Origin of the sequence: Pseudoalteromonas sp. SR43-5, assembly GCF_014163835.1 — a bacterium.
Classification (GTDB): domain Bacteria; phylum Pseudomonadota; class Gammaproteobacteria; order Enterobacterales; family Alteromonadaceae; genus Pseudoalteromonas; species Pseudoalteromonas distincta.
Window position 1 is genome coordinate 44,392 of record NZ_JACJEA010000013.1, and the last position, 12,024, is coordinate 56,415.

The window sequence follows — 12,024 nt, forward strand, 5'->3', positions numbered from 1 at the left end:
CTTATAAATGTAATGCAAATTTAAAATTTAGCCTGTTATTTCGAATTAAAAAACTTCGCTGTACGGGTAAAGATTTGTTATTTTAAGCCCAATATTTAATAAAAACTGATGAACATTCATGACTAACTTAACAAACAAAAAAATTGTACTAGGTATTACCGGCGGTATTGCAGCTTATAAATGCGCAGAACTCGTTAGGCGATTAAAAGACGCTGGTTGTGAAGTAAAAGTAGTTATGACTGAATCAGCTAAACACTTTATTACACCACTGACCATGCAAGCCGTTAGTGGAGAAACAGTCTCTGACTCATTACTAGACCCTTCTGCCGAAGCTTCAATGGGGCATATTGAATTTGCAAAATGGGCTGACTTAATTTTAGTTGCCCCAGCGACCTGCAATATTATTGCAAAAATGGCAGCCGGCATTGCTGACGACCTACTAACGACGTTACTGCTAGCAACGCCTGCAAAAGTAGCTGTAGCACCTGCCATGAACCAGCAAATGTATGCACACGCAGCTACACAAGCAAATTTAGCCACATTAAAAGCACGTAACGTACTTATTTGGGGCCCAGGTAAAGGTGAGCAAGCCTGTGGTGATATAGGCGCTGGACGCATGTTAGAGCCACATGAGCTAGTTGCGCTATGTATAGCAAAAGAGCAACCGCAATTACTTGCAGGAAAAACAATTACAATAACGGCAGGCCCAACGCGTGAGCCTCTCGACCCGGTACGTTTTATATCAAATCACAGTTCTGGAAAAATGGGTTATGCACTAGCAGAAGCAGCTTTGCAATTCGGTGCTAAGGTTAATTTAATTTCGGGCCCTGTCACTATAAAAGCCCCAACTGGCGTAAACCTTATTAATATAGAAAGCGCTGAGGAGCTATTAACTGAGTCACTTACCTATGCATCACAATCTGATGCTTTTATAGGTTGCGCTGCTGTTGCGGATTATCGAGCTGCAAACATTGCGACTCAAAAAATGAAAAAGCAAGGCGACGAACTCACCCTTACTTTAACTAAAAACCCTGACGTAATTGCAGCTATTGCAAACCTTACACAAAACCGCCCTTATACGGTTGGATTTGCCGCCGAAACTCAAAATGTAGAAAGCTATGCTAAAGGTAAACTACAAAATAAAAATCTAGATATGATTTGCGCTAATGACGTATCAAAAAGTGGCTTAGGGTTTAATTCCGATCATAATGCTTTAACACTGTACTGGCACAATGAACAACTAGAATTACCAACAACAAGTAAAGTAGAAATAGCTCGCAAGGTGATCGAACAGCTGGCTAAACACCTATAAAAAGGCTGGAAACAAACTGAATAAAACATTAACATACGCCAATCATTTGAACAAAAAATGACTAGGGTTCTTAACTGCGCCACTAAGAATAACTAATAAAAAGGAATGTTCATGCCTGCGACAAAAAGAAGTAATCGCAAAGAGCAAATACTGCAAGCACTCGCACAAATGTTAGAAACTAATTTAGGACAACGCATCACCACAGCAAAACTAGCTGCTGAGGTGGGTGTGTCTGAAGCCGCGCTATACCGTCATTTTCCGAGCAAAGCGCGTATGTTTGAGGGCTTAATTGAGTTTATTGAAGATACCCTTTTATCTCGTATAAATATTATTATTGAAAACGAAAAAGAAAGCCAAACGCGCATTTATAACATTCTATTATTACTTTTAACCTTTGCTGAAAAAAACCCAGGTATTACTCGTATTTTAACGGGCGATGCTCTGCAAGGTGAGCAGGAACGTTTACGCGAACGTGTACAAACCTTGTTTGAAAAACTAGAAACTCAGTTTAAACAAGTACTTCGTGAGCGTAAATTACGTGAAGGTAAAAACTTTCAAAGTGATGAGCTTACACTTGCAAACTTTTTACTTGCCTACGTTGAAGGCAAAATGAATCAGTTTGTACGTAGCGACTTTAAAGCAAAACCTAGTGTTCAATTTGAAAAACAATGGCTTGAGCTACAAAAAATTTGGCTGTAATGTTTGCTAAATTAATAAATTGAATACTAAAAAACGACCTGCGGGTCGTTTTGTCGTATGTAGCTGCCATTTATCTGATCCGCTCGAATTATGAACCAAACTCGTTACAATGAAACAATGTCATAATACGAGAATCAATAATGAAAACAAAACTCACCTTATTAAGCACGGCACTCGTTGCCAGCTTAACTAGCACCGGCATACACGCCAAAGAATCGCTACAATTTAAAGACGTATTTAGTTTTAAATCAGCTAAAAGCACACAACTATCTGACAATGGTCAAGTACTCACTTTTAGTGCAACGCCGTATCGTGGAAATGCAACTGGTCAAGTTTACTCACTACAAAGCAATACACTCATCGCAGAAGTAGAACGCGGCACTAAGCCTCATATTAATAAAGCCGCTAACTGGGTCGCCTTTACACAAGTACCTACCTTACTTGAAAAAGAAACAACCAAAAAAAAAGACACACTTAAAAACAATCTGGTACTCGTAAACACACAATCAGGTGCCCAACAAAGCTTTGCTAATGTAAAAGATTACACGTTATCTGATGACGGTATGTGGCTTGCTTATCGTTTAAATAAAAAAGACGATGACGCAAAAGTAGAAGATAAAACCGATAGCACTAAAAACGAAGAAGACAACGCTATCACGCCCGATAAAAAAGATAAGAGCTATGCGCTTGTTATCGTAAATTTATCTGATAAACGCACTCATACAATAGAAAACGTATTTAGCTACGCTATTAACTCAGCTAACAGCCAGCTATTAGTGAGTCAAAGTTACAGCGATGGTAATAACAACCAAATAGCGTTAATTGAGCTCAGTGACTTTAATAGCAGCGTATTAATTGATGAACCGGGCGTAATCGCAAATAAAATAGCGTGGCACCCCACTGACAATATTGCAGCGTTTACATTGGGTAACTATGTAAATGATGACACGCGCCGCCGAAACTACACTTTACAGCTATATAAAAACGAGAAGCTCTCAACTATAGATTCACCTAATAAAACATGGACGTTAGGGAAAACAGCCACCCTTGAATGGTCAGAAAATGGCGAGCGCTTATATTTTGAAAACCATCCAAAATTAGCAGCTAAAGTAAAAGCTAAAGAGTATACCGACGAAGCTTCATTGTACGACTTTGATACCATACGTGAGCATAAAGGTCTTAATGTATGGCACAACAACGATGCGCAAATAAAACCACGTGAAGAGCAACAATGGAACGAAGTTAATAAAAATCGCCATTACAGTGCGGTGTATCACGTTAACTCGCAAAAAGTTGCGCAACTTAGTACACCAAACATGCCTGAGGTTGCACTAAACCCTCAGCGAGATATATCTTTACTTGGCTCATCTAACATCCCCTACCTAAAAAAAATTATGTACGGCGGTTTTTTTGCTGATTACTTTGCAGTAAATATACACACCGGTAAACAAACTCCAATTATAAGTAACTACCCGTTTACACCGAGCCTTGCCCCTAATGGTGAGTTTGCAGCTTATTTTAGCGATAGCCAAATACAGTTAAAAGATTTAAAAAATAATAAAGTAACACCGCTTACAAAAGCGATTCAGGCAACCTTTGCTGATGATAAACACGACTACCCATCTACTCAACCTGGTTATGGTTTTGCTGGTTGGATGACCGATAGCAGCCAAGTGCTTGCTTATAGTAAATACGATATTTGGGCGTTTGACGTAAAAACTAAGCAAGCTAAACGCCTAACTAATGGTAAGCAAAGCAATACGCAGTACCGTGTTATTAAGCTTGATAAAACCCAAGTGGGCTTTAAAAAAGGCGATACATTACTTGTCTCTGCTATTAACTTACAAACTAAACAAAGCGAAGTTGCAAAGCTCGACTTAACCACTAACACACTAACTAAGGTGCTTAGCGGTGATAAACGCTTTGATATGGTTAAAAAAGCCAAAAAGGCTGACAAGTACTTATTTACCTCGCAAACTTATAGCCAATTTCCTGATTACTACCAAACAGATTTTAGCTTTAGTTCACCAAAACAAGTGACCACGCTAAACCCACAAATTAGTAATTTTGCCTGGAGCGAAAAGCCAGAACTAATAAGCTATAAAGGTTTTGATGGCGAAGACTTACAAGGCGTACTAATAAAACCTGCGGGATATAAAAAAGGCGATAAAGTGCCTGTGGTTGTGTATTTTTACCGTTACATGAGTCAACGCATGTTTGATTTTCCAAAAATGGAATTAAACCATCGCCCTAATTTCCCTATGTTTACCTCAAACGGTTATGCGGTATTTTTACCTGATATTCGTTTTGAAATAGGTCACCCGGGTAAATCGTCAACGCAAACCATGATCAACGCCACCCAAAAATTAATAGATTTAGGCATAGCCGACCCAGATAAAATAGGCTTACAAGGTCACTCTTGGGCAGGCTATCAAAGTGCGTTTATGATAACCCAAACAGATATGTTTAAAGCGGTTGTATCTGGCGCGCCAGTATCAAACATGACAAGTGCTTACAGTGGCATACGTTTGAAATCAGGTCTTGCTCGTCAGTTTCAATACGAAACAGGGCAAAGCCGTATAGGTAAAAACTTATTTGAAGCACCAGAGCTGTACATAGAAAACTCACCGGTGTTTTTTGCAGATAAAGTAAATACCCCTATTTTAATTATGTTTGGCGATAAAGACGATGCAGTGCCTTGGCACGAAGGCGTGCAGTACTACTTAGCGCTTCGTCGCGCAGGTAAAGATGCAACCTTTTTACAATACGAAGGTGAACCACACCACTTGAAAAAGTTTCCTAATCAGGTCGATTTTTCAGTACGTATGATGCAGTACTTTGATCATTACTTAAAAGGCAAACCTGCTGCTAAGTGGATGACACAAGGCGAAGCATTCGTTGAAGAGTAAATAACCCACACAAAAAAGCCGATATTGCATAAAACAATATCGGCTTTTTTGTTTTTAAAATTTGTATTTCTTATACCAATTCGCTTAATTAAATAAGCTATTTTGAGGCTGGAAAAACGTGTTGATAGCTAGGCAAAAAATTCGATATTTAGTTGTTCTCGGCAATTGCTCCTGCATTGCTCTACCTTCTGCATCCATGCAGTCGTAAATGAGAATTTTTTAACGCAGGTAGCGACACGTTTAGCCCCGCAAAATGATTAAGTATTATTGCGGATTGGTATTAAGCTACAAACACAACTCTCTAAATGGCAATGTGGCTGCGCCAATTGATACCGGAAAATTATCAATATTAGATACCACCAGCTTTGGCATAGGGCGTTTAGCGCCACGTCTAAATTGTGCATAAACCTCAGTTCGTGCAATAACTTTTTCAGCCAACTCTTTTGGAATATGGCCACCAATAATAATCGCTTCAGCATCTAATAATGCAGAGCAACAGGTTGCCACTAAATCAAATGAGTCTTGAACTTTAAACAGCCACTCTTCAACACCTGGCCAATCGGGGTCAAAGTTGTCATGCAGGTCGTAAATAGAAGTAACCGCTACGCCATTTTTTTTCAAAATACGTTTTAGTAATTCAAGATTGGGGTGGGCATATAATTTTGGCGGTAGCATGTCGCCAAGCTCACCTGCGTTTCCGTATGTACCGCGCAGTACGTCACCATTATTTACAATACCGCCACCAAATGCGGCCGACACAAACATATAAACAAAGTTTTTATACTCGCGCCCAATACCAGCAACACCCTCACCTGCGGCTGCACCTGTAGCATCGTTAACAACCCAAGTAGGGAGTTGAAAATGCTGCGACACAATATCGATAATATCAACCTGCGACCACTCTTCTAGCATATGGTGGGTATTCATTTTCCCATCCATTGAGCTAAAAAAGCCAGAGATACCCACGCCCATTCCCAGTACTTTTTCACTTGGAATGTCACGCTCAGCGCTTATATCTTCTACCAGCTTTTGTGCACATTTAAGCACATTATTAATGCTCATATCCGACATTAGCTGCATATGGGTGTAAACCACCTTTCCCGTAAAATCCATTACAGCAAGCGAAATAGCATCAAGCAAAATAGCTAAGCCAAAGGTAAATCCGTAATCGGGATTAAGGGCAATGCCAAACCCAGGCTTACCTTTTTTATTAGGAATTAGCGTATCAGTTTGTACAATTACACCGTGTTGGGTTAACGACTTAAGTAAACGCGACACAGTTTGCTGTGGAATACGAGTTGCGCTCACAATATGACTTTGAGTTACGCACTTTTCCCAAAACACCACTTTTATAATATCGCGCTCAATATCTTGAAATAGCTTTTCGCCTTTTCCAAGCTCAAAACCAGAGCGTAATAAGTTACTGTTGTTTAACGAAAACATAGGTATTAACCCTAACAAAATTGGAGCACAAGATTACGTGAAACCATTATAAAGAACAAGTGGGCAAACTGCGCCTACTCAATCACTATCACTCTAAAATCATTCACATTTGTGTTAGTTGGCCCAGTAATAATTAAATCATCAATGGCTTTAAAAAACTGATGGCTATTATGACCTTCTAACTGTGCGTGTAAGTTTTCGCCAGCGTCTTGTGCGCGAGCAATTGTACTGCTATTTATATACGCACCCGCTACATCTTTACTACCATCTACACCATCGGTATCACAAGCAAGTGCGTAAATACCCGCTTCGCCATTAAGTGCCTCAGCCAACGCCATTAAGTATTCTTGATTCGGCCCGCCATCGCCATAAATATCAGCAACGGTTACGGTAAGCTCGCCACCAGAGAACAACATAACGCGCTTGCCTTGGGCTTTTTGATCAAGAGCGATAGCCGCATGTTGCTTTGCAACCTCTTTAGCCTCGCCTTGAATATCATACCCTAGTACCTGGGTTTCCCAGCCTTGATGCTGTGCAACACCTATTGCGCTATCAATAGCATGCTGCGCATTTGCAACAATAAAGTACTCCCCCACGGTGTCAGCAACTCGTTCTTGCTCTGGTTTTAATAAATGCGCTTCAACCTCTGCTATTACCGGCCAATTGTACTTTTGTAAAATAGCCAGTGCATCGGCTTTAGTACTGCCATCGCTAATAGTAGGGCCTGATGCTATATCACTTGGTTTGTCCCCTACTACATCTGAAATAATGAGCGTAACATAATCCGACTTAGCGGCCTGCGCTAACTTACCGCCTTTAACAAGTGACAACTGCTTACGCACTACATTTATTTCATCAACGCTTGCACCACTTCTAAGTAAAAACTGATTAAGCTTTTGCTTTTGTGAAAAAGGCACATCATCAACAGGTAGGCACATCAACGACGAACCGCCCCCCGAAATAATAAACAAAATAGGAATATCAGCCGGATTATTTTTTACAAGCTCCAATAACTCTTTGCCAGCAGCTAAGCTGTTATCGTCTGGTGTTGGGTGGTTTGCACTAAGTACTTTAATTCGCCCAGTATCACCGCTACTTTCGTAGCCATAACGCGTTACCACTGCGCCAAAACATTTATCACCATAAAAGCGATTAACTTCGGCGGCCATTTCAGCGGCGGCTTTACCCGCCCCTACTACACACAAACCTTTGCTTGCATCTATATTTTCTAAATACTTACTCATGCAAGCACTTGGTTTACAGGCATTTACCGCCGTGGTAAATAAATCAATTAAAAACGACTTTTTAGAATCCATTAGTCACAGCTCACGAAAAAATTGAAGGAATAGCTAAACAAATTAATATCATCACAATAAACATGCTAAGTAGCATAACGATATCTTTGCCAGTTAAAATTGAGTTTGATACGGTCTCGGCATTTTGTACTTTTGTGACTTCGTTTACTTCTCTTGGAATTAAACGACTCGTAACATAAATAATCACCGCAGCGCTTACAAAACCAATAAAGTTCCACCAAAACCAAAAAATATCTGGCGCAAATACCGACACCAACAAATTAATTAATACACCACTAATTAAGCCAATATTGGCATGCAATGCAGCACTGCGTTTACTTAATACAGCAACTAAAAATACCGCCAGTATTGGGCCATAAAATAACGAGCCGACTTTGTTAATAGCTTCAATAATGGTCGGCGCAATGTCACCGGCAAAAAGTGATAGTACTAAGGTAATTGCGCCCCATGCTAAACCTAAGTATTTAGCTAACTTTAAGTAAGATGGTTGGTCTAGCTCTTTATTAGATATACGGCTGTAATCTTCAATACTTACCGCCGAAAGTGAATTAATTGCAGAGCTAAGTGACGACATCGCTGCCGACAAAATAGCGACAACCAATAAACCAATTAAGCCATGCGGTAGGTAATCTAAAATAAATATAGGCATCATCCAGTCAGGGTTATCTGCTGGAATTTTTGCTAAAAATTCAGGGTTACTCATTGCCAGAGTGCCAACAATTAAACCCGACACGCAATATAAAATAGTAATAGGGAAGCGCACTACACCATTTGCTAAAATCATGTAGCGTAGGTTTTTAGGATCTTTTGCACTGAGCGCACGTTGCGCTTGCGTTTGGTCACACCCATAGTAAGAAGCGTAAAGTACCACACCACCAAAAATCATCGGTAAAAAGCCAAAGCCATCACCACTAAAACCAAATGAATCAAACTTAATCGCTTCTAATCGGCTCGAATCAACATTGGCAATAAAGGTATCAACCCCACCTAAGTGATATAGTCCAAATCCAATACAAGCCATAGTACCCAGTACAATGATGATCATTTGAATTGCATCACCGTACACTACAGCTTTCATCCCACCTTGCAGTGAATACAAAACGGTTATAACACCCGTTAATACAATAGCTTGCCATGCTTCTATTCCCATGGTGCCTTGTAAAATAAGCGATACCGCGTAAATCATAATGCCGGTGGCAAACGCACGGCTAAATTGAAACACCACACTAATAAGCACACGGGTTGAGCGGCCAAAGCGCATTTCTAAATAATCGTAAATACTGACAATGCCGCTTTTATAAAGCTTGGGTAAAATAGTCGCTAAAATTAAAATCATCGCCAGCGGAACACCCAACTCATACGAGAGCCATTGCATACCACCGCCTTCACGCAAACCAACAAATGCAGGAGCCGAAATAAAGCTAATAGCCGAAAGCTGAGTGGCCATTACCGACAAAGCCAAAGGTTTCCAACCTAAGCTTTTACCCCCTAAAAAGTAATCACTTTTGTTGGTTTGTTCGCGTAGCATAAATCCCATTACCAATAAGGCACCAAGATAAAGAGCAACTATTGAAAAATCTAATATATTCATAATTTATTCGCGTATTCACAATATGAAAACACTGCGCCTTTTCAAAATTAAAATACCAAACGGCTACCTGCCCTTACCTTTTTGAATAAACGAGCCTAGTCAAAAAGATAAACCTGTAGCTAACTTAGCTGAAAAATGCATCACAATGCAAAAAGCCTATTAACCCCAAAGTGAGTTAATAGGCATAAAGCATTTATTTAAAAGTCGTATTTAACTCTTAAAGTAACGCGTCGTGGGAGAATTGGGCGACCTACAAAGTATGGGTTATCTGCCGTTTGGCTGTTACCTAGACGAGGCGAACCTTCAGTAACACCGTCAGAATCAAACAGGTTAAATACCCCAACGCTTAAGCGTACTGTTTGCTCTGGTGCAACTTGCCAGTTATAGCCTGCATCAAATCTAAATAAGTGGAATGAATCAAGTTCTACCGAGTTTGAGTCATTTGCAAAGTTTTTACCGGTAAAGTTATGGTAAATCGATGCATCCCAGTTATCTGCGGTGTAGCTAATAGATGAGTTAAATAGTATTTTTGGTTTACGACGTAATTCGTTACCAATAATAGAAGGGTCTGAGTCAAATTCAGTAAATTCGTGATCGGTATAGGTCATGTTGGCATCAACAGCCCACTCATCGGTAATATCGTAACGACCGGTAAGCTCAACACCCGTTGCTTTAGTTGATTGCATAACTGGCAGCTCTAATACGCCCCCATTACCATCATTTACAAAGTCTACGCTGCGTCTGTCTTTTAAGTCAGTTCTAAATAACGCAATGCTGCCGCTAAAGTCGTTATCAAAAAACTTAACACCTAGCTCGCCTTGCTCAACAATTTCAGCTTCGTAGCTGGCAGGCTCACCTAAATCATTAAACTGAATACCTCTAATTTCTGGGAAGAAAAACCCGCGAGATGCATTGGCATATACATTTAAATTATCAGTTAAGCGATATAACGCCGCTCCTGATACAGCAAATTCAGACGTGTCGACTTCGCCGTAAGTCATTACACCACTGCCCGTAGTGTTAACTTGTAAGTTAGGTGCAAGCGTTGGATCATCAGAAATCTGAACTACTTGGCTGCCTTCACGACTAATTTTTCCTTCAATTTCTTCGTAGCGAACACCAAAGTCAAAAATCCAATCGTCACTTTCCATTTGATCCGCTACGTACAATGCTCTGCGGGTAGCGCTAATGGTTTGGTTAGTATAAGAAATGCCTGGGCCACTAATACCATTTTGAGTGTACTGAACCTCATCGCCATTAACATCGGTATACGTTAAGTCGATTAAGCGAGGGTTGTTATTAAACTCACCTAAGTAAGTTGTAATAACGTTATCGTCGTCGGCTTCACTGTGCGAGAAAAATGTACCGACTGTAATATCGTGGCTAAAATCACCTACAAAAATACTTTTGATGATATTAAATTCTGCAGAAAAATCTTCAGCTGGGCGGTCGCGGTCTAAAATACGGTTAGCAAATAGTAAGTCATCACTTGCAAGTGCGACACCTGAATTAACATAAGAAAACTCAGCACCGCTTGCATCACCTAGCCCTCTGTTAGCTAAGAAGTCGTCTTGGCTTTCAGGTACATTAATAATACCGTCGCCGTCTAAAAATAAATTAAATTCGTGTTGGTATTTAGCGTATTTACTGCGCATATTAATGGCAAAATCGTTAGCGAGTTCTTTTTCAAACACTACTGAAATAGAGCCACCTTTAGTAACTACACCATCGCTGATTGGCGATTCATAACGACCATTTGCTGTATCGTACGTTAAGTTAGATACTTGCGCCGTTTGCAGTGATTCGACTTCACGACCATCGTTACCAATTAAGCGCTCGCGGCTGTCGCCATCAAGTGGAATAGGTAAGTAAAACTGAGCTTGGTCGTCAATGTACTGTCCGTAAACAGTAAATGAGCCAGAGCCATCATTAAATTCTTTACGAATATTACCACGCAACTGTGTACCTTTAGTCTCAAGGCCTGTATCTAAAGGGCCCTCGTCGTAACGGTAAAAACCAGAAAGCGCATAATATAAGCCGTCTTCGTTAAGTGGACCGCTCGTTGCAAAATCTAAGCGAGTACGCCCTTGGTCAGAAAGCTCCATTTGTACGGTACTTTGCGGATCATCACTGCCCGTTTTAGAAATATAGTTAATAATGCCGGCCACAGAACCTTGGCCAAATAAATTAGATACACCACCACGCACAAACTCTACGCGCTCAATACCCAAATCATTACGGTAATACACATCAAACGCCGATGAGTTTAAACCAAAAACACTCAAACTAGGTGAACCGTCGTACGACAGTGGCGTAAACTGAAACTGACCCGATGAAGGTAAGCCTCTTACTTGTAGGTTAGTAGCGACTTCACCGCCACCGCCTTCTACTTTAATACCCGGAATATAGCGAAGCACATCCGCTTGGCTACTTGAAGACAGCTTCACCAGCTCGTCTTCACTAATAGATGTTACTGATTGTGGAGTGTCTGAAATAACACGCCCTTTACTGGTACCAGAGACGATAATACGCTCAACGTTGTTAGCTTTTTTTGCTGTATCTGGTGCAGCTTCTTCTGCTGCATAAGCGCCCTGTGCGAGGCATAAAGATACAATAGAGGCGATCGTTGTTTTATTCACGGGTATTCTCCAATTGTGCTAGTTGTCTGTGTGTATTTACTTAGAGTGTGGCTAAGCAAAGCCGAAATAATCAAGTAAACATGTTAGTTTTTTGTTACTTCGAACAGGATTTAAG

The 12,024-nt window shown here is 40.4% G+C and carries 7 protein-coding genes; 3 read left to right on the forward strand and 4 right to left on the reverse strand.

Features of this window, described 5'->3' with window-relative positions; genetic code table 11:
• Positions 1-118 precede the first annotated feature (118 nt).
• The 3 genes from coaBC (at position 119) to H5090_RS09545 (ending at position 4,920) form a co-directional block, all read left to right on the forward strand.
• Positions 119-1,312 carry a bifunctional phosphopantothenoylcysteine decarboxylase/phosphopantothenate--cysteine ligase CoaBC gene (gene coaBC / locus H5090_RS09535; protein ID WP_154903588.1) on the forward strand — a complete coding sequence of 398 codons (1,194 nt, stop codon included), beginning with the start codon at positions 119-121 and terminating at the stop codon, positions 1,310-1,312.
• A 111-nt stretch (positions 1,313-1,423) separates the two neighbouring features.
• Entirely contained in the window at positions 1,424-2,011 is a 588-nt protein-coding gene (gene slmA / locus H5090_RS09540; RefSeq protein WP_004335558.1) for a nucleoid occlusion factor SlmA, read from the forward strand.
• Between the two features lie 140 nt (positions 2,012-2,151).
• Positions 2,152-4,920, forward strand: a complete 2,769-nt coding sequence (locus H5090_RS09545) for a prolyl oligopeptidase family serine peptidase (protein ID WP_182695560.1) — start codon at positions 2,152-2,154, stop codon at positions 4,918-4,920.
• Between the two features lie 285 nt (positions 4,921-5,205).
• On the opposite strand, the gene H5090_RS09550 is transcribed toward H5090_RS09545, so the two are convergent.
• The 4 genes from H5090_RS09550 to H5090_RS21010 all read right to left on the reverse strand — a co-directional run bounded on the left by H5090_RS09550 (position 5,206) and on the right by H5090_RS21010 (position 11,909).
• Positions 5,206-6,363, reverse strand: a complete 1,158-nt coding sequence (locus H5090_RS09550) for an ROK family transcriptional regulator (protein WP_002957728.1) — start codon at positions 6,361-6,363, stop codon at positions 5,206-5,208.
• A 74-nt stretch (positions 6,364-6,437) separates the two neighbouring features.
• The gene (locus H5090_RS09555) at positions 6,438-7,679 is read right to left on the reverse strand and encodes a glycerate kinase (RefSeq protein ID WP_039488287.1); all 1,242 of its coding nucleotides are present in this window, start codon (positions 7,677-7,679) and stop codon (positions 6,438-6,440) included.
• A 10-nt stretch (positions 7,680-7,689) separates the two neighbouring features.
• Positions 7,690-9,270 carry a sodium:solute symporter gene (locus H5090_RS09560; protein WP_182695561.1) on the reverse strand — a complete coding sequence of 527 codons (1,581 nt, stop codon included), beginning with the start codon at positions 9,268-9,270 and terminating at the stop codon, positions 7,690-7,692.
• Positions 9,271-9,467: 197 nt separating this feature from the next.
• Positions 9,468-11,909: a TonB-dependent receptor domain-containing protein gene (locus H5090_RS21010; protein WP_182695562.1), complete on the reverse strand. Its 2,442-nt coding sequence runs from the start codon at positions 11,907-11,909 to the stop codon at positions 9,468-9,470.
• Positions 11,910-12,024: the final 115 nt, after the last annotated feature.

Coding starts and splice junctions, on each gene's coding strand:
- coaBC (WP_154903588.1), top strand. CDS start 119: ATGACTAACTTAACAAACAAAAAAATTGTACTAGGTATTACCGGCGGT.
- slmA (WP_004335558.1), top strand. CDS start 1,424: ATGCCTGCGACAAAAAGAAGTAATCGCAAAGAGCAAATACTGCAAGCA.
- H5090_RS09545 (WP_182695560.1), top strand. CDS start 2,152: ATGAAAACAAAACTCACCTTATTAAGCACGGCACTCGTTGCCAGCTTA.
- H5090_RS09550 (WP_002957728.1), bottom strand. CDS start 6,363: ATGTTTTCGTTAAACAACAGTAACTTATTACGCTCTGGTTTTGAGCTT.
- H5090_RS09555 (WP_039488287.1), bottom strand. CDS start 7,679: ATGGATTCTAAAAAGTCGTTTTTAATTGATTTATTTACCACGGCGGTA.
- H5090_RS09560 (WP_182695561.1), bottom strand. CDS start 9,270: ATGAATATATTAGATTTTTCAATAGTTGCTCTTTATCTTGGTGCCTTA.